Source organism: Mesorhizobium sp. M7A.F.Ca.US.005.03.1.1 (assembly GCF_003997975.1).
In the GTDB taxonomy this organism is placed as follows: domain Bacteria; phylum Pseudomonadota; class Alphaproteobacteria; order Rhizobiales; family Rhizobiaceae; genus Mesorhizobium; species Mesorhizobium ciceri.
The window spans coordinates 168,461-195,240 of record NZ_RZRO01000002.1 but is presented as its reverse complement, the minus strand read 5'-3'; the positions used below and the strand labels follow the sequence as shown (position 1 = coordinate 195,240).

The window sequence follows — 26,780 nt, the reverse complement described above, 5'->3', positions numbered from 1 at the left end:
GAGCTGAAGCCGCGTCGGATTGCCGAGCGCTTCAAGCTGCGCGGCTGCTTTTTCGAGTTTCATGGAAATAAGCTACGCGGCACTTTTCGCGCCGTCAACCCAATTTCAAAAATATGGAAATAGCATCAGCCGGCGCGCTTGCCCGAGGCGTAAATGACCACCTCGCCATCCTCCTTGGTGAACGTGCCGATGTCCGGATTGGGCAGAATGTCCAGCACCTTTTCCGACGGCCGCGCCAGCACGACGCCGAGCGGACTGACCACGATCGGCCGGTTGATCAGGATCGGATGTGCCAGCATGAAATCGAGGATCTGCTGGTCGGACCATTTCGGGTCGGCAAGGCCGAGTTCGGCATAGGGTGTGCCCTTCTCGCGCAGCAGGTCGCGCGGTGTGATGCCCATCGCCGCGATCAGGTCGACCAACCTTTCGCGCGATGGCGGCGTCTTCAGATATTCGATCACCTCCGGCTCCTCACCCGACTGGCGGATCATGGCCAACGTGTTGCGCGACGTGCCGCAACTGGGATTGTGGTAGATGGTGATGGTCATTTCGGGGTCCTCTCAGCCGACATGGTATTCCGGACGGCGCCGCCCATCTCGTACCAGCCCTTGCTGCGGTTCACGATCCACACCACCGACAGCATGACCGGAACCTCGATGAGCACCCCGACCACAGTGGCAAGGGCCGCGCCAGAATTCAGCCCGAACAGCGCGATCGCGGCGGCCACCGCCAGCTCGAAGAAGTTCGACGCGCCGATCAGCGCCGATGGTCCAGCCACGCAGTGCCGTTCGCCGCTGAGGCGGTTGAGCAGATAGGCAAGACCGGAGTTGAAGTAGACCTGGATCAGGATCGGCACTGCCAGCAGCACGATCACCAACGGCTGCGCAATGATCTGCTCGCCCTGGAAGCCGAACAGCAGCACCAACGTCGCCAGCAAGGCAACCAGCGACAGAGGCTGCAGCGTGGCAAGCAGGGCCTCAAGCCCGGCCTGTCCCCTCGCTGCCAGCAGCCGGCCACGAACCAACTGCGCGACGATCACCGGCGCGACGATGTAGAGTGCGACCGACAGCATCAGCGTGCCCCATGGCACGGTGATCGCCGACAGGCCGAGCAGCAGGCCGACGATTGGCGCGAAAGCAACGATCATGATAGCGTCGTTGAGCGCCACCTGCGACAGCGTGAAATTCGGCTCGCCGCGCGTCAGGTTCGACCAGACGAAAACCATCGCCGTGCAGGGCGCCGCGGCAAGGATGATCAGCCCGGCAATGTAGGAATCGATCCGCACGGCGGGCAGCCACGGCCGGAACAACCAGCCGATGAACAGCCAGCCCAGCAGCGCCATCGAGAACGGCTTCACCGCCCAGTTGATGAACAGCGTCACGCCGATGCCGCGCCAATAGGTGCCGACCTTGGCCAGCGAGGCGAAATCGACGCGCAAGAGCATCGGCACGATCATCAGCCAGATCAGCACGGCGACAGGAATGTTGACCCTGGCGATCTCGGCCGACGCGATGGCGCCGAACACGCCCGGCAGCAGATGGCCAAGCGCGATGCCCGCGACGATGCACAGTGCCACCCACACCGTCAGATATTTCTCGACGAAGCCGATGCCGGGCCGCACCGCCTCAGCTGTGTTCAGAGCATGATCGGTCATGATGGCTTCCTTGTTCGAACGGCGCGCGGCGGACAGTCACAAGCCCCTCAGCAGTCACAGGTCACGGCATTGATGACCGGGCGGCAGAGCTCCGGCGCGCCATTGCAGCAATCTTCCATCAGATAGGCCAGCAGGTCGCGCAAGCCGGTCATGTCGGCGACATAGCGCACGGTCCTTCCGTCGCGTTCGGGACGGATCAGCCCGGCATGGGCGAGCACCTTCAGATGCGCCGACATGGTGTTCTGGACCGTGTCCAGCCTCGTTGCGATCTCGCCGGCTGGAATGCCTTCCGGGCCGGCACGCACGAGCAGCCGGAAGACATCCAGCCGCGTCTCCTGGCCAAGTGCGGCCAGCGCGTTCAAAGTACCCTTCCTATTCATATATCCGAATCCTTGGATTTATGGATTCGTGAATACCGACTCCCCCACGATCCGTAAAGGGTCCGCCCACCATCACGTGACGGCCAGCACCTTTCCCGTATCGTGCTGGCGCACGAAGTCCACCCGGGCACCATCCCAGTGGTAGCTGTAGTGGCGGCCCTGCACTGGAACGGCAATGACGTCGGGCCAGAAGATGCCGATGCAGCCGCCGCCCGGCATGCGCACGCTGTTCCACACCAGCCCGTCGCTGCCTGCTGCCCGCAGCGCCCGCCCTTCCGCCTGCGAGGCGGAATAGTCGTCCGGGTCGAGCACGCCGGGCACGGCGTTGACGTCATCGAGATCGCGGTCGACGTTGCCGATCAGCACGCGGAAATCCGCCGTCCAGCCCGGCCCTTCGTCTGTGGCGCGCATGAATTTCTGATGGTGGTGGATGGTCTCGGCAAGCGCGACGTCCTCGCTGTCGCCGGCATAATAGATCCCGTAGCTGCCATCCGAGAAGCGGCCTGGTCTGAGCGTCGAGCAATGCACGAAGGGCGCCATCACGAAACTGGCGCCGGGGCCGGAAACCCGCCTTGCGGCCGAAACCTTGCCGAGATCGCCAATCTCGAACCTTATGCGTGGGTTTGTCTTCGCCGCGACGGCGGCCAGCGCCTCCCAGTCGCGCGGGTCGGCAATGTCTTCGAACAGGTCGATCGGTGGGTGGATGGAACGGATGATGCGGAAGGTCTGGTGCCAGTCGACGCGGCGACGGACCGCAAGCCCACTCACCATGCACCACGCTCCGCATCGAGCCATTCGCGCATCGCCGAGAGATCGGAGATTTCGCCGCGCAGCATCAGGTCGAGCGCCGACTGGCCGCCAAAGGTGGCATTGGGCTTGCGGATCCAGGCATAGCCGCGCGCCGGTTCCGTGAAGAGGTAGCGCAGGCCCTTGTGTATGCCCATCAGATGCGCCATGCGGGTGCGCAGGTCGCGGTCGATCCTGCCGATGCCACCTTCCTTCGCCCCAGTCTTCCAGCGTGCCCAGGTGCGCGCCGACATACCGCCAAGCAGGATGCAGGCCTCCAGGTCGGTGAGGTTCCAGGCCTTGAACAGATTGACCGTGGTGCGCGCCAGCGCGCCCGCTTCTTCATCCGAGATAGCGGCTCCGAACGTGGCCGGCGTGGTGACGATGGATTGAAGCTGCATTGCGTTCACCTTGCTGATTGGCAGATATATAGCATGTATTTGCCAATTGGCAAGAATGCGGAGATGGCAAGGCTTGGCTGCAAAATGAAAAGGCGCGGCCACACCGCAGGCCGCGCCCTTTATTGCATCACACTGTACGGTGCCTACTCAGCCGCCTCATATCCCGCGATGCCCTTGATCTCGAGGAAATCCTCAAGTCCGTATTCGGCATATTCGCGGCCATTGCCCGACTGCTTGTAGCCGCCGAACGGCAGGCCGGCGTCCCACTGGGGATAGTTGATGTAGACATTGCCGGTGCGCATGCGCGCCGCGACTTCGCGCGCCTTCTTCATGTCCTTGGCCTGGATGTAGGAGGCGAGGCCATAGACGGTGTCGTTGGCGGTCTCGACCACCTCGTCGACGCTGTCATAGGGCATGATCGCCAGTACCGGCCCAAAGATCTCCTCGCGCGCGATGCGCATGTCGTGGGTAACGTCGGCGAACACTGTCGGCCTGACATAGTAGCCGCGGTTGAGTTCGGCCGGACGGCCGGGGCCGCCGGCGACCAACGTCGCACCCTCGTCGATGCCGGCCTGGATCAGGTCCTGGATCTTGTCGAACTGAACCTGGCTGACGACCGGGCCGAGCTTGGTGCCGGCAGCGTCGGCCGGACCGACGGTGAATTTTTCCGCCGCAACCTTGGCATAGCGGGCCGCCTCGTCATGGCGCTCGCGCGGCACGAACATGCGCGTTGGCGCGTTGCAGGACTGGCCGCTGTTGCTGAAGCAACCGGCCACGCCCTTGCTGACCGCGCTTGCGAGGTCGACGTCGGGGAACAGAATGTTGGCCGACTTGCCACCAAGCTCCTGATGCACGCGCTTGACCGTGTCGGCGGCGGCCTTGGCCACCAGGATGCCGGCGCGGGTCGAACCGGTGAACGACATCATGTCGATGTCAGGATGGCTGGACAACGCCTGGCCGACGCCCGGTCCGTCGCCATTGACGAGGTTGAAGACGCCCTTCGGCACGCCGGCCTCGTCGAGGATCTCGGCGAAGATGATGGCGTCGAGCGGCGCGATCTCGGATGGCTTGAGCACCATGGTGCAGCCGGCGGCGAGCGCCGGACCCACCTTGCAGGTGATCTGGTTGAGCGGCCAGTTCCACGGCGTGATCAGCCCGACGACACCGATCGGCTCCTTGACCACGAGATGATTGCCCTTCACGTGGCGGAATTCGAAAGCCTTCAGCGTCTCGGCCATTTTGGTCAGATGCGCCAGCCCAATGCCGACCTGGCTGTCCAACGCCATCTGGCGCGGCGCGCCCATCTCGCGCGACACGGCAACCGCAAGATCGCTACTGCGCTTCTTGTAGACCGCGATGATGCGATTCAACAGGTCGAGCCGCTCGCTAACTTCGGTGAAACCAAAGCCGTTGAAGGCGCGCTTGGCGGCAGCCACCGCCTTGTCGACATCGGCCCTGGAGCCGAGCGAAATCTGCGCAAAAGCGTCCTCATTCGAGGGATCGATGACGTCCAATGGGTTGGGCACAACAGGATCGACCCACGCGCCATCGATGTAGAACTGCAGATTGTGTGACATGGTTTTCTCCTTGGCCGCATGGTCGCGCCGGGCCGTCATATCTGGCTGGAGATAACGATGCACAAACGCCGCTGTCAAACACAACCCCCGAAGTGGTTGAGCCAGTGCGGCAGTGATTGAGCCAGAGCGGTTGGGCAGCAACCGGCTTGGTGAGGATGGACTACAGCAAGGTATGCCCGGCCTCGACCAGAAACCGCCTCGCCGCGGCCTGATCCGTGGCTTTCACCAGGAGATGGTCGCCATCGAAAGTGGACACCACGAAGATGCCCAACCCGTTTTCCGACAACGGCCTGATGACCGACAGCACGATACCGGTTTCGTCGAAGGCGAACGGGCCCAGGAGCTTGAAGGCCACCCAGTCGATATCCTGCTTGACGGCATGCGGCACGCGGTCCTGCAGGCAAACGATCGAAAGCTCGTCGTCGGTCCTTGTGATGCTGACGAAGCCTGGTCCGTCCGCCCAACCGGGAATGGTTTCGCCCGCCGCCAGCCGGGAAACCGCGTAAGACCCCGGGAGTTGCTTAAGCCTGACCTTGGCAGCCATTATCGAAATCCTTCCTCAGATCGCCGGTGATCCCGCTAGCCTCTTGCTCATATAGACCGTCATGCCGCCCATGAACGGCTCGTCCCGATCCACGATATAGCCCTGCCTCTTGTAGAGCGATACGTTCGCCTCGAACGCGCCATTGGTCAGCAGGCGAAGCTCGTCGCGGCCCGACTCGATCGCCTTGCGCTCGGCCCACTCCAGCAACAGCCGGCCAATCCCCCTGCCCTGCGCATCCGGTGCGACACAGACATTCTCGATCCACAGGTGATCCTCGGCCAGCATGGTTTCAATCATTCCCACGATCCGATCATCCTCGACGGCGAGATCGAACGGATGCTCGGCAACAGCCTTCTCGTAGTCGGCGCGCATCGGCAGAGGCTCGCGGCCGATCACCGCTACCCATTTGGCATAGGCGGCGCGCACGATATCCCGGATCGCGGCGGCGTCAGCGGGCGCGGCCGGCCGAAGCCGGATGGAAGAATTGTTGGTCATCAAACTGCTCCAGACATGAAAAATCCCGCCGGCGGTTTCGCGGGCGGGGCTGGAAACGAAAGAACCGGGTCTATCCTGCCGGTCTTTGTCGTCGCGCAGTCAGCTTGCCGCTCCGCACTGTGCAGGGCGACGTCGCTTGGTGTTGGCAGGCGCGAAAACGAACATGGCGCCAAGTTGGAACAGGAAGCGCGGCGATGTCAAGGCGACCGCTCGATCGACAGTGTCTCGCATCGGCGACAAGGTTCTGGTCCTCGCGCCCGCAGGGCATAGAATCGCTATATGCTTTGTGCCAACGGCAGCTGATCGATGGGCAAACTATGACCGGGACGCTGAACAAAGCGGTGCGGATGGTGGCCATCCTGAACCTGGCCTATTTCGGGATCGAATTTGCCGTAGCCGTTTGGATCGGATCGGTATCGCTGTTCGCGGACAGCATCGATTTTCTGGAGGACGCATCCGTCAATCTCCTGATCATGGTCGCGTTGGGCTGGACCGTCCGCAATCGAGCGCGGCTCGGAATGGCGCTGGCCGGGATACTTCTGATCCCCGCATTGGCGACCCTTTGGACAGCCTGGGAGAAATTCAACATTCCAATTCCGCCAGCTCCCGTTCCGCTAACGCTCACGGCGGCTGGCGCGATGCTCGTCAACCTGTCGTGCGCGCTCATGCTCGCTCGCTATCGCCATCACAGCGGCAGCCTCACCCGCGCCGCCTTCCTGTCGGCGCGCAACGACGTCCTGGCCAATGTGGCAATCATTGCCGCCGGCCTGGTCACGGCATTTGTGTGGAATTCGGCTTGGCCAGATATTGTCATTGGGCTGGCAATCGCCATCATGAATGCGGATGCTGCCCGCGAGGTTTTCACGGCCGCAAGACGCGAGTTCGCAGAAGGCCAAATTTCAAACTGAAACGCTGCCACCCGATCCGCGCACGATCCCCTCAACTCCTGCGCCGTCGGCCGGAATGGCTACCCGGTCGTCGAGTGCCCTCAGCCTGCGCCTGGCTCTAGCGATCGATCCTTGCTTCCTGTTGCGGAGAATAGCGCGCTCCCTGTACGGCGATCGCCGAGACCGCGTTCTCGATGTCGGCAGTTCGCCGTCAGCGCGACAGTGACCGATCCGATGTTCTCTTCGAGGCGATTGAGCTTGGTGGTGCCGGGGATCGGAACGATCCAGGGCTGTATCTGCCAAGCGCGGGAGCGATATCGGAGAATGGGCTTTTCAGCCTTGGAACATCGGTCATGGTGGTCTCCTTCGTAGAGTTCGGGCGTTGAACTCGGCGCCACGCGCCGATACCTGGTCAAATCCCGTATTGTTCGTCGCTGACATGCTCCAACCAGTCGACGACCTTGCCGTCGAGCGCTTCGGCGATAGCGATGTGGCTCATCGCCGTGGTCGGCGCGGCGCCATGCCAATGCTTCTCTCCGGGCGCGAACCAGACGATGTCGCCGGGCTGGATCGATTCGATCGGGCCGCCCTCGCGCTGCGCCAGGCCGGCGCCCGAGAGGACGATCAGCGTCTGGCCGAGCGGATGCGTGTGCCAGGCGGTGCGCGCGCCGGGCTCGAAAGTCACGGTGGCGCCGCCGACCCGGGCGGGCTCGCTGCCCTTGAACGGCGCGTCGATGCGCACCGCACCGGTGAAATAGTCGGCCGGTCCCTTGGCCGAGGCTTGAGAGCCGTTTCGCGTGATGTCCATGGTTTTGTCCCTTCCTGGCAACAGCCATGACACGACCCGCCCGGCTTTAAAGACGGCCGGAGGTGCCCGGTGTGATAACGCCTATCTAGGGTCTGCGATTGGTGCCGATTAGGTGCTATATCCAGCATGATCTTATGAAGGGGGCTCATGAATGCCACGTGACAACCTGAATGAGCTAACCGCCTTCCTCGCTGTGGCGCGCGAGGAAAGCTTCACCAGGGCGGCGGCCAAGCTCGGGGTTTCCCAATCGGCGCTCAGCCACACGGTGCGGGCGCTGGAGGAGCGGCTGGGTGTACGGCTCCTGACCCGCACCACGCGCAGCGTGTCGCCCACCGAAGCCGGGGAGCGGCTGCTTCGCACCGTCGGGCCGCGGCTGGACGAGATCGAGACCGAGCTCATTGCCTTGAGCGCATTGCGGGAAAAACCCGCCGGCACCATCCGCATCACCGCCGGTGAGCACGCCGCCGATGCGGTCCTGTGGCCGGCGATCGCCCCGCTGCTGCCCGACTATCCCGACATCAAGGTCGAGATCATCGTCGACTATGGACTGACCGACATCGTCGCCGAGCGCTTCGACGCCGGCGTGCGGCTGGGCGAACAGGTGGCGCGCGACATGATCGCGGTGCGCATCGGCCCCGACATGCGCATGGCGGTGGTCGGCTCGCCAGCCTATTTCGCTACCCGACCAAAGCCGCGCACGCCGCAGGACCTGACCACCCACAATTGCATCAATCTGCGGCTGCCCACCTATGGCGGGCTCTATGCCTGGGAGTTCGAGAAGGCCGGACGCGAGCTGAAGGTTCGGGTCGAAGGCCAGCTTGTGTTCAACACGGCCGCTCTGCGCATGAACGCGGTGCTCGCCGGCCTCGGCCTTGCCTATCTGCCTGAGGAGCAGGTGACGGCCCATCTGGCCAACGGCCGGCTGGTGCGTGTGCTCGCCGACTGGTGCGGGCCCTTCCCCGGCTACCATCTCTATTACCCCAGCCGCCGGCAAGCCACACCGGCCTTCTCGCTGCTGGTCGACGCGCTGCGCTACCGGGGCAAGGTGTAAATCGGTGAGCAGCTTCCACCCGGCTTTGACTCGCCGCCGCCTGCGGTGACTATCCCCGGAAATGGTCGCGGAACCATTTCCGCGGCACCGCGTTCACTGCGGTTAACTGGAACTCCTATACGTGGCGCAAGTGACGAAAACCTCGAGCTCGACCTTTGATCTGCCCCACCAAATCCTCGATAATCTTCCCGTAGCAATCTACACCACCGACACCGAAGGCAAGATCACCTATTTCAATCGGGCCGCGGCAGATTTCGCTGGGCGCGAACCCGAGCTCGGAAAAGACCAATGGTGTGTGACGCACAAGCTGTTCACGACCGACGGTGAAGTGTTGCCGCATGACCAATGCCCGATGGCTGTCGCGCTAAAGGAGAACCGGCCGGTCAGAAACCAGTCGGCTATCTCCCAACGCCCGGACGGCACGCGTGTGCCGTTCCTTCCCTATCCCACACCGCTTCATGACGAGCAGGGCAGACTGGTCGGCGCCGTCAATATGCTGTTCGATCTCACTGACCGCCATCATGCCGACGAGGCCAGGCATCATCTGTCAGCCATCGTGGAGTCTTCCTTCGATGCCATCGTCAGCAAGGATTTGAACGGAGTCATCAGGAGCTGGAACTCAGCCGCCCAACGTCTGTTCGGTTACACCGCCGACGAAGCAATCGGAAGGTCGGTAACTATGCTGATACCGGACGACCATTTGGACGAAGAGCCGCGCATATTGGAGCGCATCCGCAAAGGCGAGCAGGTCGAGACCTACGAAACCATCCGCCGCCGCAAGGACGGCAGCCTTGTGCCCGTATCCCTGACAATCTCGCCGGTGCGCAACGCCGTCGGGCAGATCGTCGGCGCCTCGAAGATCGCCCGCGACATATCAGTAGCCAAGGAGAACGAATATCGCATCCGCATGCTGATGCGCGAGGTCAACCACCGGGTGAAGAACCAGTATTCCGTCATCATCTCGATGATCCGGGAGACCAGCAAGCGGTCATCGACGCCGGCCCAGTTCGAACGTCAGGTGCGCGAGCGCATCATGGCGTTGTCGCTCTCGCATGACCTTCTGGTTTCCGGCGACTGGAAGGGCGCCACGATCTTCGAACTGCTGCTTGCGCAGGCCAAACCGTTCGGCAACGAGGAGCGGATCTCAATGTCGGGCCCTTCCCTGACGCTGAGCCCCAATGCCGTCCAGTACCTCGGCATAGCGTTTCATGAACTCGCGACCAATTCCGCTAAATACGGCGTCCTTTCGGCCGCAGAGGGAACGATAACGGTGCAATGGAAGGTAACCGGACTGGTCGGCCAGAAACAGTTCCAGCTGATCTGGAAAGAGAGAGATGGTCCTGAAGTACAGACGATCGGCCATGGTGGTTTCGGCAGCGTGGTGCTGCGGCGCGTCGCTCCAGCCGCGGTGAGCGGCACCGGTGTTCTCGAGCATGATAGCCACGGTGTCACCTGGACGCTGCAAGCACCGTTGACCCAACTTGAGGCTTCGGTTGACAGCGAGCACGTTGATCAGCGTGCATTGGACCAGGTGATGAGCGGACACGAATTCGGAATTGTTCCCTGAACTTGGGCACTGGCAACAGGACTACGGCCCGCTATGTGTTGCTTTTATTGTACGTCCTGGCCTTCAGCCCTGTCGCAATATGGCGGGCATCAGCACCGGAGCCATCGCCGTGACCGTGACCGACCTCTATCGAGGCTACATCGCCTGCCTCAACAATCAGGACTGGCAGAAGCTGCATCGCTTCGTTCATGACGAGGTGCACTACAATGGCGACCGCGTCGGACTGTCGGGTTACCAGGACATGCTGGAGCGCGATTTTCGGGAAATCCCAGACCTCTATTTCGATATCCAGTTGCTGATCGCCGAACCGCCGTTCCTAGCCAGCCGGCTTCAGTTCAACTGCACGCCGAAGGGAACCTTCTTCGGGCTCCCTATAAACGGCAGGAAGGTGTCCTTCAGCGAGAACGTCTTCTATGAATTCCTCGACGACCGGATCAGGAACGTCTGGTCGGTAATCGACAAGGCCGCGATCGAGGCGCAGCTTTAATCCAGGTCGCCCAGAAAGCGACGTCTGCGCGGCAGCGTCCGTGGATCGTTCGTAAAAATCGATCATTCTAACGAAAATAATTCGTTGGAAAGATTGGTTTAGGAATGGCATTCTCCCGGCATACTCGCCTGGAGCATTGCATTGTCTTCCGTTTCCCACTTCGCGAACGATATTCCAAAAAGCGCGTTTCCTGCCGATGTCGCGCAAGGGCGAAAATCCCTTAGCTGGAATGGCAGCGTCCCCGGCATCGTGCTGGTCACGATGATCACTGCCGTCGCCTTCTCGGCGCGCAATGTTTCCGGCTTCGCGCTGTTCAGTCCAATGATCCTCGCCGTCGTCGCCGGCATGATCTACTCCAACGTGCTCGGCACGCCCGTGCACGCCAAAGCCGGTATCGCATTCTCGCAAAAGCGCCTGTTGCGCTTCGCCATCGTGCTGCTCGGCTTCCAGCTGACGCTCGGCCAGGTGGTCTCGATCGGCGCTGGCGGCGTCGGCATTGTCGCGGCGACGCTTGGCGCCACCTTCGTTTTCACCATCACGCTTGGCCGGCTGATCGGCGTCGACGCCAAGCTGGCGCAGTTGATCGCCGCCGGCACCTCGATCTGCGGCGCTTCGGCCATCGTCGCCACCAACATCGTCACCGATGCGCGCGACGAGGACGTCACCTACGCCGTCGCCTCGATCACCTTGTTCGGCACCGTCGCCATGCTCGGCTTCCCGCTCATGGCGCCCATGCTCGGCCTCGACCAGCACGCTTTCGGCCTGTGGGCCGGCGCCTCGATCCACGAGGTGGCGCAAGTCATCGGCGCCGGCTTTCAGAACGGCACCCAGTCCGGCGAGATCGCCACCGTCGCCAAGCTGACCCGCGTTGCCATGCTGGCGCCGATGGTCGTCGCGCTCGGCCTGATGGCGCGCGGCAGGAGCAGCAGTGAGGTGGCGGCGCGGCCGCCCATGCCGTGGTTCGTCGCCGCCTTCGTCGCTGTCGTGGCGTTGAACAGCTTGGTCACGGTGCCCACCGAGGTGAAATCGGCAATGGCGCTCGCCACCACCATCATGCTGACCATGGGCCTGGCCGCCATGGGCCTGCAGGCCGACATCTCTCAGTTGCGCTCGCGCGGCCTGCGCCCGCTGGCGCTCGCCTTCTCGGCCTTCCTGTTCATCGGCTGCTTCAGCCTGATGCTGGTGAAGTTCGCCTGAGCTTGATCGCCGGCACGCAGACGGCACAAGCGAGTTTGGGAATCAAATCACATCGGCTACGGTCTGCCGCGCATCAACACGCGAGCCCGCACCCGATCCATGCCGTTTGTTCCCTTACCCTTCGTCGTCGCCCTGTCGCTGTTCATCCTGCTTTGGGTCGTCGCCAGCCGCCAGGATGAGGCAGCACCGAACCTGCCGTTTCTCGCCCTGATCCTTGTTGCAGCGTTGCAATCGGTGCTCACCGGACTGCGCTGGGGCTATGGCATCAGCGAAGTCGGCTATATCGCCCCCGTATCCGCCGCGATCATGCCGTCTCTGCTCTACGCCGGCGTATCGAGCCTGGTTCGCACCAGCGACCGCCGGTGGCCGGCCCTGCTGGGGCTCCACGCGACACCCGCGGTCATCATCATCATGCTGATAATCTTTTGGCGCGAGGCGATCGACGTGGCGCTGACATCAATCGATTTCACCTACGCCGCCGCCATTCTCTGGCTGCTTCGCTCCGGCGCCGACGGGCTTCGCCTTGCGCCCTTCGACGGCGCGGTCCCGGTCTACAGGGCCATCCTTTTCGCGGCAGCTACGCTGTGCCTGTCGGGAGCCGTCGACATGCTGGTGTCCTTCGATCTGGCGTCGGGACATGGCGCTCGCGCGGCAACCGTGATCGGCATCGGCAATCTTTTCATGCTCGTCATTGTCGGCATGGCGGCGGCTGCGGCCAGCCAAAGCCATGTCCCGCTCAATGCCGCCGAGCCCGTCGAGACTCCGTCCCCACCCGACGCCGGCGAGAACGCCGATGCGATCGCCAGGGTCAACGAGTTGATGCAGGAGAAAAAACTATATCGCGACGCCAATCTCAACCTCAACCGGCTTGCCCGGCGCGCCGGAATTCCAGCACGGCAGATCTCAATGGCGATCAACCGGGCCACGGCCAGGAACGTCTCGCAATATGTCAACGGACACCGCATCACCGAGGCCTGCCGGCTGCTGAGCGAGACCGATCAGTCCGTGACGGAGATCATGTTTGCGGTCGGCTTCCAGACCAAGTCGAACTTCAACCGCGAATTCCGCCGCGTCACCGATATGACCCCGCTCGCCTGGCGGGACCGGAACGCGCCTGACGCGGCGCCCTCGCTTGCGAACCGGCGGGCGGCTGAAATCGGCAGCGCCGTTCCGCACTGAACGGTACTCAATCGCGATAAAGCACGTCCTTGATCGCGATCAAGGTCGCGGACTTCGCTCCGATCCGCTGACATTGGGTCGCTAACACTGCAATCGAACATGACCGCCAGCTTGCCCGGACGCTGTAGCCTCCGGCCTTGCCACCTATAGGGCGCGTTCGACAACGGAGATTTCAATGAAATTCTGGACTATGCTCTGCGCCGTCGCTGTTTCCACGGCGCTCATGCAACACCCCGCAGACGCCGGCGACAATGTCGGCGTTCGTCAGTTCCCTGCCCCATCCAAGGAGCGCGGCATCGATTTCGATGTGACGGTCTGGTATCCCGCGCAACCGGGCGGCGAGATGGTTATATCAGGCGACACCGCGCTTTTCGCCGGAACGGCCGCCATGCGCGATGCGCCTATCGCTGGCGGAAAATTCCCGCTTATCCTGCTTTCGCATGGCGCTGGCCTGGCGGGAACCCCACACGCCCTGAGCTGGATTGCAACGCCTCTGGCCAGGCAGGGATTCGTCGTCGCCGCTCCCACACACCCGGGAAATACGGGGAAAAACAGATCCGCCGCCGAGACGATGAAACTCTGGTTGCGGCCCGCCGATCTCACGGCTGCCCTGACCGCGACGGCGAAGGACGCTTTCTTCGCAGGGCACCTCGAACAAGGCAAAGTAGGCGTCCTCGGTCTTTCCATGGGCGGCAACACGGCGCTGGCGATAGCCGGTGCCCGCATCGATCCGAAATTGCTGGCGGCCTATTGCGATACGGACCTGCTCAATGCCTCGCTCTGCGACTGGGTCAGGCAAAGCGGCGTCGATCTTCACGCCATGGATTTGCAGGCCGCCGGTCGGGACAACCGGGATGAGCGCATTCATTTCGCCATGGCGATCGATCCTGCCCCATCCGATGTCTTCGATGTCAAAAGCTTTGCCGGTATCAAAATTCCGGTCGCTATCGTCAATCTTGGCCGACCAGGAAAGATTCCCGTGACCGCCGACGCATCCGAGATCGCAAAAGCAATTTCAAAGGCGAGCTATGCGACGATCGCGGATGCGAGCCACTACAGCATGTTCGGCGAATGTAAGCCCGGCGCTGCCGGCATCATTGCGGCCGAACAGATCGGCGACCCGGTTTGCGATGACGGTGGAGCACGATCGCGCGGTGATATTCACGCGCAACTGATCGACATGACGATTGCAGCTTTCAATCGCGCGCTGAAGACCGAGCCGTAGGACGCAGCTCAGTCCTCGAACGAACTCGCCGCGGCATAGATCGCCGCCAGCGTCTCGATGCCGGCCTGGTCTGCCTTGTCGAAGCGGCCGGGCAGCGGGCTGTCGAGATCGAGCACGCCGAAGACGCCTTCATCGTCCTCGAGCAGCACCACCAGTTCCGAGCGCGAATCGGCATCGCAGGCGATGTGGCCGGGAAAATCATGCACGTCCTTGATCAGCATCGAGGTGCCGAGTTCGACCGCCGTTCCGCACACGCCCTTGCCGACGGCGATGCGCACACAGGCCGGCTTGCCCTGGAACGGCCCGAGCACCATTTCCTCGTCCGACTGCAGGAAATAGAAACCGGCCCAGTTGAGGTCCGGCACCATCTGGAAGATGAGTGCTGCGGTGTTGGCGGCGTTGGCGATCGAATCGCGCTCACCCTCGAGCAGCGCCTTCAATTGGGTGGCGAGGTCGCGGTAGAACGTGGGCTTGTCTGAGGTGTCGATGGCCTTGGCCGCAAACATGAACGTGTCTCCGTGTCGGGAATGGCGGTTCGTCCGATCGCTTGCCAAAGTCCGGCGAGCTCCGCAACCAGACGGCCGCCTGGACAGTCTAGCGTGGATTGCGTCCCCTTCGAAAGCCGCAAGATCATGATTGCCTCCCGGCACTGAGCCGGGCGACTGCGTAACTTTGCGATGATCATCTTGAGAATCGTGGCGGCCCCGATCGGGGCCGCCATTCACATCTCCAACAGATCGGACAAGTCCTGGGTTTTAGTAGCCGCCCATGCCGCCACCGCCGCCACCCGCAGGTGCTGCATCCTTGGCCGGAACGTCGGTGATCATCGCTTCGGCGGTGATCAGAAGGGCTGCGATCGAACCGGCATCCTGGAGTGCGGTGCGCACCACTTTCGCCGGATCGACGATGCCTGCCTTGATCATGTCGACATAGACCTCGTTCTGGGCGTCAAAACCCTGATTGTGGTCCTTGCTGTCGGTGAGCTTGCCGACGACGATTGAGCCTTCGACGCCGGAATTCTCGGCGATCTGGCGGATCGGCGCTTCGAGCGCCCGCAGCACGATCGTGATGCCGGCCGTGACATCGGCATTGGCGCCGGTCAGGCCGCCAAGCGCCGAGCGGGCACGCAGCAGAGCGACGCCGCCGCCGGGCACGATGCCTTCCTCGACCGCCGCGCGGGTGGCGTTCAGCGCATCGTCGATGCGGTCCTTCTTTTCCTTGACTTCCGACTCGGTGACGCCGCCGACGCGGATGACGGCAACGCCGCCGGCGAGCTTGGCCAGCCGCTCCTGCAGCTTTTCCTTGTCGTAGTCTGACGTCGTCTCCTCGATCTGGCCCTTGATCTGAGCGACGCGCGCCTGGATGGTCGCCTTGGTGCCGGCACCGTCGATGATCGTGGTGGTGTCCTTCTCGATCAGCACGCGCTTGGCGCGGCCGAGCATCTCGATGGTGACGTTTTCGAGCTTGATGCCGAGGTCCTCGGAGATCATCTGGCCCGACGTGAGCACGGCGATGTCTTCCAGCATCGCTTTGCGGCGATCGCCGAAGCCAGGCGCCTTGACGGCCGCGACCTTGAGGCCGCCGCGCAGCTTGTTGACGACCAGCGTCGCCAGAGCCTCGCCCTCGACGTCCTCGGAGATGATCAGCAGCGGCCTGCCGCTCTGCACCACCGCTTCGAGGATCGGCAGCATCGCCTGCAGATTGCCGAGCTTCTTCTCGTGGATGAGGATGTAGGGCTCTTCCAGCTCGACGCGCATCTTGTCGGCATTGGTGACGAAATAGGGCGAGAGATAGCCGCGGTCGAACTGCATGCCTTCGACGACGTCGAGTTCGGTCTCTGCGGTCTTGGCTTCCTCGACGGTGATGACGCCGTCATTGCCGACCTTGTCCATCGCCTTGGCGATCATCTCGCCGACGCTGGCATCGCCATTGGCGGCGATGGTGCCGACCTGTGCGATCTCGGCCGACGACTTGACCTTCTTGGCGCGCGCCTGGATTTCCTTGACCACGGCGGAAACCGCCTGGTCGATGCCGCGCTTCAAATCCATGGGATTCATGCCGGCGGCGACCAGCTTGGCGCCTTCGCGCAGGATCGAGGCGGCCAGCACCGTGGCGGTGGTGGTGCCGTCACCGGCGAGGTCGTTGGTCTTCGAGGCCACTTCGCGCACCATCTGGGCGCCCATGTTCTCGAACTTGTCGGCAAGCTCGATTTCCTTGGCGACGGTGACGCCGTCCTTGGTGATGCGCGGCGCGCCATAGGCCTTGTCGATGATGACGTTGCGGCCCTTGGGGCCGAGCGTGACCTTCACAGCATTGGTAAGGATCTCGACGCCGCGCAGCATGCGGTCGCGCGCGTCGGTGGAGAATTTGATTTCCTTGGCAGACATGATTTTTATCCAGTACGTTCGGAGAAAATAAGGTCAGGCAGCTTTCTTGGCGGCCACGGTCTTGTCGGTTGCAGCGGTCTCGCCCTTGTCGATGATGCCAGTCTCGTCCTTGTCGATGACGCCCATAATGTCGGCTTCCTTCATGATCAGAAGGTCCTCGCCGTCGATCTTGACCTCGGTGCCCGACCATTTGCCGAACAGGATGAAGTCGCCGGCCTTGACGTCGAGCGGAACAAGCGCGCCGTTTTCGTCGCGTGCGCCAGGGCCGACAGCGATGACTTCGCCCTCCTGCGGCTTTTCCTTGGCAGTGTCGGGGATGATGATCCCGCCCTTGGATTTGATATCGCCTTCGGCGCGACGAATGACGACGCGGTCGTGGAGTGGCCGAAATTTCATGGGAACTTTCTTTCTGGGGGCCGGCACAGGCGGCCACGCCCCTCCTCTATAGACGCGTTGGCACTCGATAGATAGGAGTGCCAAAAATTATTCGCGTACCAAATTAAATATTCAAAAGTATTATTTCAGCTGGCCGTTTCGTGATATCCGCAGAATGTCAAATAATTCAAAAGATTGAATTTTGCCGATCGAGTGCCTATTTATCGGACAAGTTCACTTTCACGATTTCAGGCACAAGGGAGATTTCTTCGATGGCCGAAGGCAATCAGACGATCATGGAAAAAGCTGAAGCCCGCTTTGTCGACAAGCAGAAGAAGACAGCGGAGAAAAACAAGGCGACCGCCGAATATATGTCCGAGGCAAGAGCCAGGGAGATCAAGACGGCAAGGCTGAGGGAGCTTCGGCTGGCCAAGGAAGAGGCCGATCGTGTCGCCGAGGCCCTCAATCCGACGCCGAAGAAGAAGCGGGTGACCAAGAAAGTCACGGAGGCTACGACATGAGCCTCACCTTCCCCAACCGCAGCCGCAGCTATGACGAGGCGGGCCAGCGCATCCGTTTCGTCGGCCATGACGGCATGTTCCAGATCTCGTTCTCCGTCGCCGCCGACGCCATGGCCAAGATGCGGCCGGGAACCGCGGCCGATGAAGCCGGTTATCTCCAGACATTCGACACCGAGAGCAGCGCCATCCGCGAAGTGGCGTCGAAGGCCTACGACCGCACCCACAAGAGCATGTATGTGCTGACGGCGTCCGATTTCGGCTGATCAGTCCATTGCATGTCGCTCAAAACGACGATTAAAGATCCATCTCCTCGACCATCGCGCGTATCTTCGCAGCCTTTTCGAAATGGTCGAGGCGGTGGGTTCTGATCCACCATTCGGCGGCTTCCATCAGGAGTTCGGGGTTGTCGTTTCTGTTGGCGAAAAACGCATAGAACGACACGCCGACGCCGGCCCCCTTCTCGGAGATCTTGCGGTCGCAAACCTCCAGTATCTTCTGCTTCAGGCTGGCTCTCACGGGAATCCCTTGATTTGCGGTGCGGCAGGCTTCCGCCGGCGGGCCGCTACGGATCAGGCCTTGCGCTCGGCCCGTTCGCGGCGTTTGACATCGCGGACATTCATCTGCACGACCATGTCCTCGGCCTCGCGCGGCCCCATCCCGACCATCACCTTTTGCCGGACCACCGCAGGCTGGCCGGTGAAGACATCGATGATGCTCCAGCTCTGGGGAAGCTCCATACGCAGCGTGTAGCGGTTGGCCATGCCGGTCAGCCTTGCATCGTGAAAAACACGGCGCCCAGGATCAGCACCGTCCAGGCGACGACCGACAGTTTCAGCACCATGCCGCCATGCACGGCCAGAAGCTTCCGCAGGTGCGACACACCTGCCGACGAGGCCGGTGCCGCCGCCAGGGCAGCAGGAGCCTTGAGGCCAAGTTTTCCAAAGACGGGCAGCAGCGACGGTTCACGCACGAAAGGCCTCGAATGTCAGGAAAAAGCGAAGCAAGAACGCTCGACTCCCTTCCATACCACTCTTTTCGCGCGTGCCGGCATGCCAAATGCAAGACAGGACTGCTTTAACGTCCGGTCCGCACCGCCTTCGTAACGCACAAATCTATTCGTGGGGACTGACTGCCCTTGGGGCAGATTGGGACTGCTGTTCGACGCGAAATTTTGGAGGCCTCGCCTCGGAATCGAACCGAGGCTTCAGAGATTTGCCGTCTCCAGCGTAGCCGCTCCGCCACGAGGCCATGGCTGTTGAAGTAGCGGCCAAATATTTACGGAAAGGTTAATCCCGAGGGACTGTTCAGAATTTTCGGCACGATCTTCAGACCGTCCGCCAGCACATATTGCGGCCAGGTTTGCTGCCCGGCAGCGCCAACCCTTTGCCGGGCCTCGCATCCCGCGCACGCTGCGATCCTTCACGCCTCAAGCGGCAGCCCGCCCCGTCTCGACCGAGGGCCTCCAGCACTGCGACTGGCGCTCTTCCCCTGAGCTAAGTGCTGCCGGCGCTGCTTTAACCCGCGTTTGCATTCGAAGGAAGAGAGCAGAGGCCCAACCAGCTTTTCCCTTGAACGGCGATCCAATCTGGTCTAGCCTCAGCTGAGAAAAGGTTTTCTCAAACAATTTCAGTCGGGCTCGGCCACCTGCCGGGCCTCTTTCAGATCGGTAAGAGAAAACCTTTTTCCAACTAAGGACTCTCGGCGCGATGCCATCGGACGATCTGCCTGTTCCGGTCTTTTCCAAGCCAGTCACCTTGCGTGACGTGGCCGCGCAGGCCGGAGTCAGCGTCGCTACCGCATCCAAGGCGCTCAACAGCCAGGGCCGGATGACAGCCGAGACGCGCGAACGCATTCGCGAGACCGCCCGGCGGCTTGGCTTCCGGCCCAACAGCCTGGCGCAAAGCCTGCTCCGACGCCGCAGCTTCACCGTCGGCCTGCTCACCAACGATACCTATGGCCGCTTCTCGCTGCCGCTGATGTCGGGCATTTCGGACGCGCTGGTCGACAATGGCGTCTCGGTGTTCCTGTGCAATGTCGAGGAGGATCCGCGGCTGGGCCAGATGCATGTCGACGCCATGCTCGACAAGCGCGTTGACGGCATCATCGCCACTGGCAAGCGCATCGATCGCCATCTGCCCGTCGACCTCTCCAATCTGCGCGTCCCGGTGATCTATGCCTTCACGCAGCCCGACCCCGACGCCGTCGCCTTCGTCTCGGACGATGTTGGCGGCGCCCGGCTGGCCGTCGAGCATTTTTGCCGGCTTGGCCGCAAGCGCATCGCCCACGTCACCGGGCCGGCGAGCTTTGCCGTGGTACACGCGCGCGTTCAGGCTTACCGCGACGTGCTCGCCGAAAACGGCCTGACGGTCAGCGAGCCGCTGCTCGGCTCCTGGTCGGAAGCCTGGGGTCACCAGGCGGTTGCGCAACTGTTCGACGGCAAAAGCGAAAGGCCCGACGCGGTCTTCTGCGGCAACGACCAGATCGCGCGCGGCGTCATCGATGCTCTGCGCGAACGCGGCCTCGACGTCCCCTGTGATGTCGGCGTCATCGGTTTCGACAATTGGGAGATTGTGGCCGAGGCGACGCGCCCGCCGCTGACCTCTGTCGACATGAACCTGGTCGCGCTCGGGCGCGAGGCCGGGTTGACCCTGCTTTCGCTGGTCGGCGGCAAGCCCGCCGCGCCCGGCATTCGAAAACTGCCGTGCCGGCTGGTGGTGCGGCAGTCATGCGGCCATCCGCCGGGTGGCTGAAAACGAAGCGCCGCGCAATCGGCGCCAAGCCGCGGACCGCGGCCAACCTTGGAGGAGGAGAACATGAGGAACCTGATTGCCAAACTGGCCCTGGCCGCTGCCGTTCTGGGCGGCGGTCTCGGCACTGCCGCCGCCGAGACGGCCAACATATGGGTGCGCGCCGACGGTTCGAATTTCATGCCGAGGATCGTCGATGCCTACAACAAGGCGCACACCAACCAGGTCAAGCTCGATATCATCCCCAATGCCGAGATCATCCCCAAATACGGTGCCGCGGCCGCCGGCGGCACAGCGCCCGACGCGCTGTCGCTCGACCTGATCTACACGCCCTCCTTCGCCGCAGCCGGCCAATTGGAGGACATCACCGACTGGGCAAAGTCCCTGCCCTATTTTGCCAGCCTGTCGCCGGCGCATGTGAAGACCGGCACCTACAAAGACCACATTTACGGCCTGCCCTTCTCCGCCGACGCCTCGGTGCTGATCTGGAACAAGAAGCTGTTCAAGCAGGCCGGCCTCGATCCCGAAAAAGGCCCGGCCAACTGGGCCGAGATCGCGGCCGATGCCGAGAAGGTCAACGCGCTCGGCGGCAACATCAAGGGCTTCTACTTCTCGGGCAATTGCGGCGGCTGCAACATCTTCACCTTCACGCCCCTGATCTGGGCGTCTGGTGGCGACATCCTGAGCGAAGACGGCTCGAAGGCGACGCTGGACAGCCCGCAGCTGCGCGGCGCCATCGATCTCTACCGCTCGATGGTCAAGAAGGATCTGGTACCGGCAGGCGCACAGACCGACACCGGCGCCAATTTCTTTGCCGCCTTCGCCGCCGGCAATATCGGCATCTCGCCGTCCGGCGCCTTTGCCATCGGCGCGCTCAACACCCAGTATCCCGACATCGATTACGGCGTCACCTTCCTGCCGGGCAAGGACAGCGGCTGGTCGTCCTTTGCGGGCGGCGACAATTTCGTCGTCACCAAGGGCACCACGAAACTGCCCGTGGTGAAGGAGTTCCTCGATTTCGCCTATTCGCTCGAGGGCCAGACCATCCTTGCCAAATACGGAAGCCTGCCGGTGCGCGGCGACATCGCCAAGGACGCGTTGAAGGATCTCGATCCGCGCTACCAGATCGCCGCCGAAGCCATGGCCAAGGGCAAGACGCCCTATTCGGTGGTGTTCAACGACCTGATCAACTCCGCCAACGGCCCGTGGACGCAGATGATCAACGAGGTCTTCTTCGGCGACGATGTCGATGGCGCGATAGCCAATGCGCAGGAAACGATGCAGTCGATCATCGACCAGGCGCCGCAGAAGTAGCGGACGCCTGCCGGCCGCCCGCCTGTCTCCCTGGGCGGGTGGCCGGATACCGCATCGCCAACGGCAGGGCTATCGCGTTGAGAAAAGACCCCCTCATCCGGCCGCTTCGCGGCCACCTTCTCCCCGCTGGGGAGAAGAGGCTGGCACCATCCCCGGCAACCTCCTCTCCCCTCGGGGAGAGGTCGGATTGCCCCGAATTGCTCTCTTCAATTGGGTTGGCAATCCGGGTGAGGGGGTTCTTTGCCAATGTCCCAATAGCATCGAGCGCGCAGTCATGACCGTCATCACCGCAGCAACCCCTGCCCCGCCCCGCGCCCGCAAGGTCGCCAGCCGCCACCAATGGATCGGCCTGCTCTATGTCGCGCCGGCTGTCGCGCTGGTCGTCGTCTTTTTCCTGATCCCGCTCGGCATGACGGCGTGGATGTCGCTGCACAACTGGCCCCTGATGGGCGAGCACAGCTTTATCGGCCTCGGCAACTATGTCGCCATCCTGCGCGACACCCGGTTCTGGAACGCGCTGCGCTTCACCGCCTACTACACCGTGATCGTCACCATCGCGATCTTCGTGGTGGCGTTTCCGCTGGCACTGTTCGTCGAGCGGCCGCGGCCGCTGACCAATCTTTACCGGACGATGTTCTTCATGCCGGCGGTTGTCGGCTTTGCCTCGGCCAGCCTGCTCTGGTCATGGCTGTTGAACGTCGATTCCGGCCTGTTCAGCCCGGCCGCCTACGACCTTGGCCTGATCGACAGGAAGTTCAACCTTTTGGCCACCTTCCAGCCGGCCTTCTGGTCGATCATCGCCATGGTCGTCTGGAAGGTCGCCGGCTTCACCATGATCATTCTGATGGCCGGCCTGCAATCGATCCCGCAGGATCTGCAGGAGGCGGCCGTCATCGACGGCGCCGGTCCGTTCGCCAGGTTCAGGGCGATCACTTTGCCGCTGATGCGCCGCACGCTGGCGCTGGCCCTGATCCTGTCGGTCGCCGGCTCGATCCTCGCCTTCGACCAGTTCTACATCATCCTGCGCGGCGGCCCACGCAACCAGACGCTGACGGCGGTCTACTGGATCTTCAACCAGTCCTTCGTGTCGTTCAAGCTCGGCTACGGCGCGGCTTTGTCGATGGTGCTGCTGGTGATCCTGGTGGCGCTCAGCCTCGTCCAGCTGTGGCTGCTGCGCAAGCCGGAGGGGCTCGACTGATGGCGCAGGCCGCTTCCCGCAACCGCCGGCTCTTGAGCCGCATCGGCGAGCATTCGACCGGCATCGTCGCCTCGGTGCTGTTTGCCGCGCCGATCGTGTGGGCGGTGCTGTCGGCGTTCAAGCCAGCGACCGAAGCGCGCCTGCCGCCGCTGCCGCCCTGGCCGACATCAGGCTTCTCGCTGGAGAACTACGCCACGCTCAACAGCTTCGGCGACGGGCTGTGGGTCTCGGCGCAAAACAGCATCTACGTCTCGGTGATGACCGTCGTGCTGTCGGTCGCCGTCAGCGTGCTGGCCGGCTACGGCTTTTCGCGGTTCCGGTTTCCGTTCAAGGACCTGTTCTTCATCCTCATCCTGTCGACGATCATGATCCCGTTCCAGTCGATCCTGACGCCGATCTTCCTGGTGCTGACCAAGCTTGGCCTGCACAACACGCTGACCGGCCTGGTCGGCGTTTATGTGACGCTGCAACTGCCGTTTTCGATCTTCATGATGCGCAACGCCTTCGACGCAGTGCCGCGCGAGATCGAGGAAGCCGCCCGCATGGACGGCGCCGGCAATCTCACCATGCTTTGGAAGGTGATGCTGCCGCTGGTCTGGCCGGGCGTCGTCACCATCGCCCTGTTTGCCTTCCTCGGCGCCTGGAACGAATTCCTCGCCGCCCTCGTGCTGATGACCGATCAATCCAAATTCACGCTGCCCGTGATGATGACCGCACTGCAGTCGGGCCGCTTCGGCGCCATCGACTGGGGCGCGGTGCAGGCGGGCGTCACCGTGATGATGGTGCCGTGCCTCATCCTGTTCCTGGCGCTGCAGCGCTTCTACATCCGCGGCCTGATGGCCGGGGCCGTCAAATAGAATGGAGTAAATTCATGACCGCATCGCCATCCGCAAAAACCGGGAAACCGAAGCTCGCCTTCCGCCCGCTGCCGGTGCCGCAGGTCGACGTGCACGGCTTCTGGGGCGATCGCGCCGACGCTGTCGCCGCCCGCACCGCCGATATCCTTTACGAGCGCTGCGTGGAGGCCCGCATGCTGGAGCAGATCGATCCGGACCGTCCCTCGCCCGGCATAGTCATCCCCTTCCACTCGCCCTCTCCCGACGAAGCCGACCGCCAGGGCGCGGAATTCACCGGATCGACGGTGACCACGCAGATGTTCTGGGATTCCGATCTCGGCAAGACGATCGAGACCGCGGCCTATTCGCTTTACCGGCGCAAGAATCCCGAACTGGAGAAGAAGATCGACGCCGTCATCGACATGTATGGCAGGCTGCAGCAGGAGGACGGCTATCTCTCCAGCTGGTACCAACGCATCCAGCCCGGCAAGCGCTGGACCAATCTGCGCGACTGCCACGAGCTCTATTGCGCCGGCCATCTGATCGAGGGCGCGGTCGCCTACTACCAGGCGACGGGAAAACGCAAGCTGCTCGATATCATGTGCCGCTATGCCGACCACATCGCGTCGGTACTCGGCCCGGAGCCCGGCAAGAAGAAGGGCTATTGCGGCCACGAGGAGATCGAGCTGGCGCTGGTCAAGCTGGCACGGGTGACCGGCGAGCGGAAATATATGGAGTTGGCCAGATACTTCATCGACCAGCGCGGTCAGCAGCCGCATTATTTCGACGAGGAGGCCCGCGCCCGCGGCGCCGACCCGAAGGCCTATCATTTCAAGACCTATGAATACAGCCAGTCGCATATCCCGGTGCGAGAACAGAACAAGGTCGTCGGCCATGCTGTCAGGGCGATGTACCTCTATTCCGGCATGGCCGATATCGCGACCGAATATGGCGATGATACGCTGCGAGCAGCACTCGACCTTCTGTGGGACGATCTCACCACCAAGAGTCTCTACATCACTGGCGGACTGGGGCCGTCGGCGCACAATGAGGGCTTCACCAGCGACTACGACCTGCCCAACGAAAGCGCCTATGCCGAGACCTGTGCGGCGGTCGGCTTGGTGTTCTGGGCCAGCCGCATGCTCGGCATGGGGCCGAACGCGCGCTACGCCGACATGATGGAACGCGCCCTCTACAACGGTTCGATCTCGGGCCTGTCGCTCGACGGCTCGCTGTTTTTCTACGAGAATCCATTGGAAAGCCGGGGCAAGCACAACAGGTGGAAGTGGCACCGCTGCCCGTGCTGCCCGCCCAATATCGGGCGCATGGTCGCCTCGATCGGCAGCTATTTCTACAGCCTGGCCGACGATGCGCTGGCCGTCCACCTCTATGGCGACTCGACCGCGCGCTTCGATATATCGGGCGTCCCGGTGAGCCTGACGCAGGTCAGCAGCTATCCCTGGGACGGCGCCGTCGACATCATGCTCGAACCGCGGGCGCCGGTCGAGTTCACTTTGCACCTGCGCATTCCCGCCTGGAGCGCCAGTGCCGGGTTGAAGATAAACGGCGAAGCCATCAGGCTGGCGGATATCACCAGCGACGGCTACGCCGCGATCAAGCGGACATGGAAAAAGGGCGACAATGTCCGGCTCGATCTCGAAATGCCGATCGAGCGGCTTTATGCCAACCCGCAGGTGCGCCAGGATGCTGGTCGCGTCGCGCTGTCACGCGGCCCGCTGATCTATTGCTTCGAGGCATCAGACAATGACAGCCAGCCGCATCGCCTGACGCTGCCGCGGACGGCCACCATCGAAGCGCAGCACCGGCCGGAACTTCTCGGCGGCGTGGTGACGCTGTCGACCGCGGCACTTGCCGATGTCTCCGACGGCTGGCAGGACGGGCTCTACAGGCCCGAGCCGCCGGCCACCGCCGAGACGCGACTGACCGCCATTCCCTATTTCGCCTGGGACAACCGCGAGCCCGGCGAGATGCTGGTATGGCTCAGGGACGGCTGAACGAGGTCGGTGTATCGGCGATGACCGATCCAAGCTCAGCCGCGGTCGATGCCGCGGTTTCGGGCTTTTGGTCCATATAGCGCAGACGCAGGCGCAGGAATGGCGCCTCGACGCAGGTATAGCTGAGATAGCCGATCGGGATCGTCGCCACGAAGCACAATGCGGACCAGAGGCATGCGACGTAGAAATTGCTGATGCTCATGACATTCGTGTCTATGAACGCTGCCAATTGCATGACGAAGAACAGGTGCAGAAGATAGATCGAATAGCTGTAGGCCCCAGCCTTCTCCAGTACCCTGAATGGCGGGCTTGTTCGCTTTCTCGAAAAGCTCGTGTCGTAGTAGGCGATGCCGAATGAATAGGCTGCCGCCTCCAGGGTCGGCAGGATGATCCATATCCAATGAGGCGACGGATAGCGGCCCAGTTGGTAAAATCCGCCGGCTGCATCGAACCACCAGAAGAACCCCGAAAAAGCCATGAGCACGGCCAGCGCCAGCCAGTGTTGGTTCTTCGCGTGGGCACGCAGGTGAAAGGCAAGAATGCCGGCCAGGAACTGATCCGCATGGCCTATGATGGTTGCGGACGCCGCCGACTGCACTTCGCCGATCTGCACATACAGGACGGACCTCAGCACAATGGCTGCCGCGATGAACAGCAAGGGCGCGAACACAAACCGCCTGGATACCATCAGCAAGAACGGCAGCAACAGGTAGAAGTGCGCTTCGATCGTTATCGACCAGCCGCCGTTCGGGAGGGTGGGAAAAAGAAACCCCAATCCGACGCCCGTGAAATACCCGTCGAGGGACTGGCCGGCCACGTACCTGCGGCAGGCCTCGATGCATAGCATGGCCAGGAGAAGCGGAAGCAGCCTGAGGGCCCTGTTGGCAAAGAAGGGCAGATAGTTGATCTGCTTTCCATCGAGCAGCTTGGCGAACAGGTAGCCGGAAAGCGCCATGAACAGGGAAACGCCAGTATGCCCTTCATCCAGAACGCTGAAGATAGGAAGAGCCGGCACGAAGTCATAAGGCACGGGGCCTTCAGGAGAAGCATGAAGGAAATGCCAGGTAAAGACAAGAAAAGCCGCCAGGCCACGAACATGATCCAGCGCTGGGTAGTGCTCTCCGGTCGAGGATTTCATGATTGGCCCAC

The 26,780-nt window shown here is 62.5% G+C and carries 30 protein-coding genes and 1 tRNA gene; 14 read left to right on the top strand and 17 right to left on the bottom strand.

All coding sequences use genetic code 11. The features are described from left to right. Positions 1-125: 125 nt before the first annotated feature. The 8 genes from arsC to EN990_RS01950 all read right to left on the bottom strand — a co-directional run bounded on the left by arsC (position 126) and on the right by EN990_RS01950 (position 5,837). A complete protein-coding gene (arsC, locus tag EN990_RS01985) occupies positions 126-548 on the bottom strand; it encodes an arsenate reductase (glutaredoxin) (protein WP_127368564.1) in 423 nt (140 codons plus the stop codon). After that, positions 545-1,609 (bottom strand): ACR3 family arsenite efflux transporter, encoded by a 1,065-nt coding sequence (gene arsB / locus EN990_RS01980; protein WP_164753639.1) that lies wholly within the window; start codon positions 1,607-1,609, stop codon positions 545-547. Before arsB ends, arsC begins: the two co-directional genes overlap by 4 nt. A gap of 92 nt (positions 1,610-1,701) precedes the next feature. Further along, positions 1,702-2,034, bottom strand: coding sequence for a metalloregulator ArsR/SmtB family transcription factor (locus EN990_RS01975; protein WP_013530549.1), 333 nt, complete (start codon positions 2,032-2,034; stop codon positions 1,702-1,704). Between the two features lie 72 nt (positions 2,035-2,106). Then, positions 2,107-2,805 (bottom strand): RES family NAD+ phosphorylase, encoded by a 699-nt coding sequence (locus tag EN990_RS01970; protein ID WP_127368566.1) that lies wholly within the window; start codon positions 2,803-2,805, stop codon positions 2,107-2,109. Beyond that, on the bottom strand, positions 2,799-3,221 hold the full coding sequence (locus EN990_RS01965; RefSeq protein ID WP_013530547.1) for an MbcA/ParS/Xre antitoxin family protein: 423 nt from the start codon (positions 3,219-3,221) through the stop codon (positions 2,799-2,801). The genes EN990_RS01970 and EN990_RS01965 overlap by 7 nt, the downstream gene beginning before the upstream one ends. 143 nt (positions 3,222-3,364) lie before the next feature. Beyond that, positions 3,365-4,798 (bottom strand): aldehyde dehydrogenase family protein, encoded by a 1,434-nt coding sequence (locus EN990_RS01960; protein ID WP_127368567.1) that lies wholly within the window; start codon positions 4,796-4,798, stop codon positions 3,365-3,367. Between the two features lie 160 nt (positions 4,799-4,958). Continuing rightward, complete coding sequence (locus EN990_RS01955) at positions 4,959-5,342, bottom strand: ACT domain-containing protein (protein WP_063172670.1); 384 nt, start codon at positions 5,340-5,342, stop codon at positions 4,959-4,961. A 15-nt stretch (positions 5,343-5,357) separates the two neighbouring features. Further along, positions 5,358-5,837 (bottom strand): GNAT family N-acetyltransferase, encoded by a 480-nt coding sequence (locus EN990_RS01950; RefSeq protein WP_024501788.1) that lies wholly within the window; start codon positions 5,835-5,837, stop codon positions 5,358-5,360. A gap of 317 nt (positions 5,838-6,154) precedes the next feature. On the opposite strand from EN990_RS01950, the gene EN990_RS01945 reads away from it, so the two are divergent. Next, positions 6,155-6,745 (top strand): cation diffusion facilitator family transporter, encoded by a 591-nt coding sequence (locus EN990_RS01945; RefSeq protein ID WP_127368568.1) that lies wholly within the window; start codon positions 6,155-6,157, stop codon positions 6,743-6,745. A 391-nt stretch (positions 6,746-7,136) separates the two neighbouring features. Here EN990_RS01945 and EN990_RS01935 read toward each other — a convergent pair whose 3' ends face one another. After that, positions 7,137-7,532 carry a cupin domain-containing protein gene (locus EN990_RS01935; RefSeq protein ID WP_127368569.1) on the bottom strand — a complete coding sequence of 132 codons (396 nt, stop codon included), beginning with the start codon at positions 7,530-7,532 and terminating at the stop codon, positions 7,137-7,139. Between the two features lie 151 nt (positions 7,533-7,683). Here EN990_RS01935 and EN990_RS01930 point away from each other — a divergent pair, with 151 nt between their 5' ends. From EN990_RS01930 to EN990_RS01905, 6 genes are all read left to right on the top strand, one after another. Continuing rightward, positions 7,684-8,583 (top strand): LysR family transcriptional regulator, encoded by a 900-nt coding sequence (locus EN990_RS01930; protein WP_127368570.1) that lies wholly within the window; start codon positions 7,684-7,686, stop codon positions 8,581-8,583. 121 nt (positions 8,584-8,704) lie between these two features. Next, positions 8,705-10,150 carry a PAS domain S-box protein gene (locus tag EN990_RS01925; RefSeq protein WP_013530540.1) on the top strand — a complete coding sequence of 482 codons (1,446 nt, stop codon included), beginning with the start codon at positions 8,705-8,707 and terminating at the stop codon, positions 10,148-10,150. 109 nt (positions 10,151-10,259) lie between these two features. Then, the gene (locus tag EN990_RS01920) at positions 10,260-10,637 is read left to right on the top strand and encodes an ester cyclase (RefSeq protein ID WP_024501791.1); all 378 of its coding nucleotides are present in this window, start codon (positions 10,260-10,262) and stop codon (positions 10,635-10,637) included. A gap of 141 nt (positions 10,638-10,778) precedes the next feature. Then, positions 10,779-11,834 (top strand): YeiH family protein, encoded by a 1,056-nt coding sequence (locus EN990_RS01915; protein ID WP_127384949.1) that lies wholly within the window; start codon positions 10,779-10,781, stop codon positions 11,832-11,834. 99 nt (positions 11,835-11,933) lie between these two features. After that, a complete protein-coding gene (locus tag EN990_RS01910; RefSeq protein WP_064994021.1) occupies positions 11,934-13,013 on the top strand; it encodes an AraC family transcriptional regulator in 1,080 nt (359 codons plus the stop codon). Between the two features lie 175 nt (positions 13,014-13,188). Next, positions 13,189-14,238 carry a dienelactone hydrolase gene (locus EN990_RS01905; RefSeq protein WP_127388234.1) on the top strand — a complete coding sequence of 350 codons (1,050 nt, stop codon included), beginning with the start codon at positions 13,189-13,191 and terminating at the stop codon, positions 14,236-14,238. Between the two features lie 8 nt (positions 14,239-14,246). Here EN990_RS01905 and EN990_RS01900 read toward each other — a convergent pair whose 3' ends face one another. The 3 genes from EN990_RS01900 to EN990_RS01890 all read right to left on the bottom strand — a co-directional run bounded on the left by EN990_RS01900 (position 14,247) and on the right by EN990_RS01890 (position 17,021). Then, complete coding sequence (locus EN990_RS01900; RefSeq protein ID WP_013530535.1) at positions 14,247-14,744, bottom strand: GAF domain-containing protein; 498 nt, start codon at positions 14,742-14,744, stop codon at positions 14,247-14,249. A 249-nt stretch (positions 14,745-14,993) separates the two neighbouring features. Further along, on the bottom strand, positions 14,994-16,625 hold the full coding sequence (groL, locus tag EN990_RS01895) for a chaperonin GroEL (protein ID WP_013530534.1): 1,632 nt from the start codon (positions 16,623-16,625) through the stop codon (positions 14,994-14,996). A 33-nt stretch (positions 16,626-16,658) separates the two neighbouring features. Further along, the gene (locus EN990_RS01890; protein ID WP_013530533.1) at positions 16,659-17,021 is read right to left on the bottom strand and encodes a co-chaperone GroES; all 363 of its coding nucleotides are present in this window, start codon (positions 17,019-17,021) and stop codon (positions 16,659-16,661) included. Between the two features lie 251 nt (positions 17,022-17,272). On the opposite strand from EN990_RS01890, the gene EN990_RS01885 reads away from it, so the two are divergent. Together EN990_RS01885 and EN990_RS01880 are read left to right on the top strand one after the other, a co-directional pair. Next, positions 17,273-17,521, top strand: coding sequence for a hypothetical protein (locus EN990_RS01885; RefSeq protein ID WP_127369190.1), 249 nt, complete (start codon positions 17,273-17,275; stop codon positions 17,519-17,521). Next, positions 17,518-17,784 carry a DUF1488 domain-containing protein gene (locus tag EN990_RS01880; protein WP_013530531.1) on the top strand — a complete coding sequence of 89 codons (267 nt, stop codon included), beginning with the start codon at positions 17,518-17,520 and terminating at the stop codon, positions 17,782-17,784. Before EN990_RS01885 ends, EN990_RS01880 begins: the two co-directional genes overlap by 4 nt. A gap of 31 nt (positions 17,785-17,815) precedes the next feature. Here the strand turns inward: EN990_RS01880 and EN990_RS01875 are convergent, their stop codons facing one another. The 4 genes from EN990_RS01875 to EN990_RS01860 all read right to left on the bottom strand — a co-directional run bounded on the left by EN990_RS01875 (position 17,816) and on the right by EN990_RS01860 (position 18,769). Next, positions 17,816-18,037, bottom strand: coding sequence for a DUF6500 family protein (locus EN990_RS01875; RefSeq protein ID WP_127367757.1), 222 nt, complete (start codon positions 18,035-18,037; stop codon positions 17,816-17,818). Between the two features lie 53 nt (positions 18,038-18,090). Beyond that, the gene (locus EN990_RS01870; RefSeq protein WP_027160878.1) at positions 18,091-18,282 is read right to left on the bottom strand and encodes a hypothetical protein; all 192 of its coding nucleotides are present in this window, start codon (positions 18,280-18,282) and stop codon (positions 18,091-18,093) included. Positions 18,283-18,287: 5 nt separating this feature from the next. After that, on the bottom strand, positions 18,288-18,491 hold the full coding sequence (locus EN990_RS01865) for a hypothetical protein (RefSeq protein ID WP_027160879.1): 204 nt from the start codon (positions 18,489-18,491) through the stop codon (positions 18,288-18,290). A gap of 202 nt (positions 18,492-18,693) precedes the next feature. After that, positions 18,694-18,769 (bottom strand) — tRNA-Cys (locus tag EN990_RS01860). A 458-nt stretch (positions 18,770-19,227) separates the two neighbouring features. Here EN990_RS01860 and EN990_RS01855 point away from each other — a divergent pair. The 5 genes from EN990_RS01855 to EN990_RS01835 all read left to right on the top strand — a co-directional run bounded on the left by EN990_RS01855 (position 19,228) and on the right by EN990_RS01835 (position 25,631). Beyond that, the gene (locus EN990_RS01855; RefSeq protein WP_127385779.1) at positions 19,228-20,271 is read left to right on the top strand and encodes a LacI family DNA-binding transcriptional regulator; all 1,044 of its coding nucleotides are present in this window, start codon (positions 19,228-19,230) and stop codon (positions 20,269-20,271) included. A gap of 63 nt (positions 20,272-20,334) precedes the next feature. Continuing rightward, positions 20,335-21,582 carry a sugar ABC transporter substrate-binding protein gene (locus EN990_RS01850; RefSeq protein WP_013530526.1) on the top strand — a complete coding sequence of 416 codons (1,248 nt, stop codon included), beginning with the start codon at positions 20,335-20,337 and terminating at the stop codon, positions 21,580-21,582. Positions 21,583-21,856: 274 nt separating this feature from the next. Beyond that, a complete protein-coding gene (locus EN990_RS01845) occupies positions 21,857-22,780 on the top strand; it encodes a sugar ABC transporter permease (RefSeq protein WP_024503911.1) in 924 nt (307 codons plus the stop codon). After that, positions 22,780-23,637, top strand: a complete 858-nt coding sequence (locus EN990_RS01840) for a carbohydrate ABC transporter permease (protein WP_127366280.1) — start codon at positions 22,780-22,782, stop codon at positions 23,635-23,637. Before EN990_RS01845 ends, EN990_RS01840 begins: the two co-directional genes overlap by 1 nt. Before the next feature lie 14 nt (positions 23,638-23,651). Further along, on the top strand, positions 23,652-25,631 hold the full coding sequence (locus EN990_RS01835) for a glycoside hydrolase family 127 protein (RefSeq protein ID WP_127385453.1): 1,980 nt from the start codon (positions 23,652-23,654) through the stop codon (positions 25,629-25,631). Here the strand turns inward: EN990_RS01835 and EN990_RS01830 are convergent. Beyond that, a complete protein-coding gene (locus EN990_RS01830; RefSeq protein WP_127369946.1) occupies positions 25,618-26,769 on the bottom strand; it encodes an acyltransferase in 1,152 nt (383 codons plus the stop codon). The genes EN990_RS01835 and EN990_RS01830 overlap by 14 nt on opposite strands. Positions 26,770-26,780: the final 11 nt, after the last annotated feature.

Excerpts from the sequence above, each read along its gene's own strand:
- EN990_RS01880 (WP_013530531.1), top strand. The coding sequence starts at position 17,518 with ATGAGCCTCACCTTCCCCAACCGCAGCCGCAGCTATGACGAGGCGGGC.
- EN990_RS01960 (WP_127368567.1), bottom strand. The coding sequence starts at position 4,798 with ATGTCACACAATCTGCAGTTCTACATCGATGGCGCGTGGGTCGATCCT.
- EN990_RS01840 (WP_127366280.1), top strand. The coding sequence starts at position 22,780 with ATGGCGCAGGCCGCTTCCCGCAACCGCCGGCTCTTGAGCCGCATCGGC.
- EN990_RS01945 (WP_127368568.1), top strand. The coding sequence starts at position 6,155 with ATGACCGGGACGCTGAACAAAGCGGTGCGGATGGTGGCCATCCTGAAC.
- EN990_RS01905 (WP_127388234.1), top strand. The coding sequence starts at position 13,189 with ATGAAATTCTGGACTATGCTCTGCGCCGTCGCTGTTTCCACGGCGCTC.
- EN990_RS01870 (WP_027160878.1), bottom strand. The coding sequence starts at position 18,282 with ATGGCCAACCGCTACACGCTGCGTATGGAGCTTCCCCAGAGCTGGAGC.
- EN990_RS01955 (WP_063172670.1), bottom strand. The coding sequence starts at position 5,342 with ATGGCTGCCAAGGTCAGGCTTAAGCAACTCCCGGGGTCTTACGCGGTT.
- groL (WP_013530534.1), bottom strand. The coding sequence starts at position 16,625 with ATGTCTGCCAAGGAAATCAAATTCTCCACCGACGCGCGCGACCGCATG.
- EN990_RS01970 (WP_127368566.1), bottom strand. The coding sequence starts at position 2,805 with ATGGTGAGTGGGCTTGCGGTCCGTCGCCGCGTCGACTGGCACCAGACC.
- EN990_RS01850 (WP_013530526.1), top strand. The coding sequence starts at position 20,335 with ATGAGGAACCTGATTGCCAAACTGGCCCTGGCCGCTGCCGTTCTGGGC.
- EN990_RS01910 (WP_064994021.1), top strand. The coding sequence starts at position 11,934 with ATGCCGTTTGTTCCCTTACCCTTCGTCGTCGCCCTGTCGCTGTTCATC.
- EN990_RS01855 (WP_127385779.1), top strand. The coding sequence starts at position 19,228 with ATGCCATCGGACGATCTGCCTGTTCCGGTCTTTTCCAAGCCAGTCACC.
- EN990_RS01965 (WP_013530547.1), bottom strand. The coding sequence starts at position 3,221 with ATGCAGCTTCAATCCATCGTCACCACGCCGGCCACGTTCGGAGCCGCT.
- EN990_RS01835 (WP_127385453.1), top strand. The coding sequence starts at position 23,652 with ATGACCGCATCGCCATCCGCAAAAACCGGGAAACCGAAGCTCGCCTTC.
- EN990_RS01935 (WP_127368569.1), bottom strand. The coding sequence starts at position 7,532 with ATGGACATCACGCGAAACGGCTCTCAAGCCTCGGCCAAGGGACCGGCC.
- EN990_RS01975 (WP_013530549.1), bottom strand. The coding sequence starts at position 2,034 with ATGAATAGGAAGGGTACTTTGAACGCGCTGGCCGCACTTGGCCAGGAG.
- EN990_RS01950 (WP_024501788.1), bottom strand. The coding sequence starts at position 5,837 with ATGACCAACAATTCTTCCATCCGGCTTCGGCCGGCCGCGCCCGCTGAC.
- arsC (WP_127368564.1), bottom strand. The coding sequence starts at position 548 with ATGACCATCACCATCTACCACAATCCCAGTTGCGGCACGTCGCGCAAC.
- EN990_RS01845 (WP_024503911.1), top strand. The coding sequence starts at position 21,857 with ATGACCGTCATCACCGCAGCAACCCCTGCCCCGCCCCGCGCCCGCAAG.
- EN990_RS01930 (WP_127368570.1), top strand. The coding sequence starts at position 7,684 with ATGCCACGTGACAACCTGAATGAGCTAACCGCCTTCCTCGCTGTGGCG.
- EN990_RS01890 (WP_013530533.1), bottom strand. The coding sequence starts at position 17,021 with ATGAAATTTCGGCCACTCCACGACCGCGTCGTCATTCGTCGCGCCGAA.
- EN990_RS01900 (WP_013530535.1), bottom strand. The coding sequence starts at position 14,744 with ATGTTTGCGGCCAAGGCCATCGACACCTCAGACAAGCCCACGTTCTAC.
- EN990_RS01830 (WP_127369946.1), bottom strand. The coding sequence starts at position 26,769 with ATGAAATCCTCGACCGGAGAGCACTACCCAGCGCTGGATCATGTTCGT.
- EN990_RS01885 (WP_127369190.1), top strand. The coding sequence starts at position 17,273 with ATGGCCGAAGGCAATCAGACGATCATGGAAAAAGCTGAAGCCCGCTTT.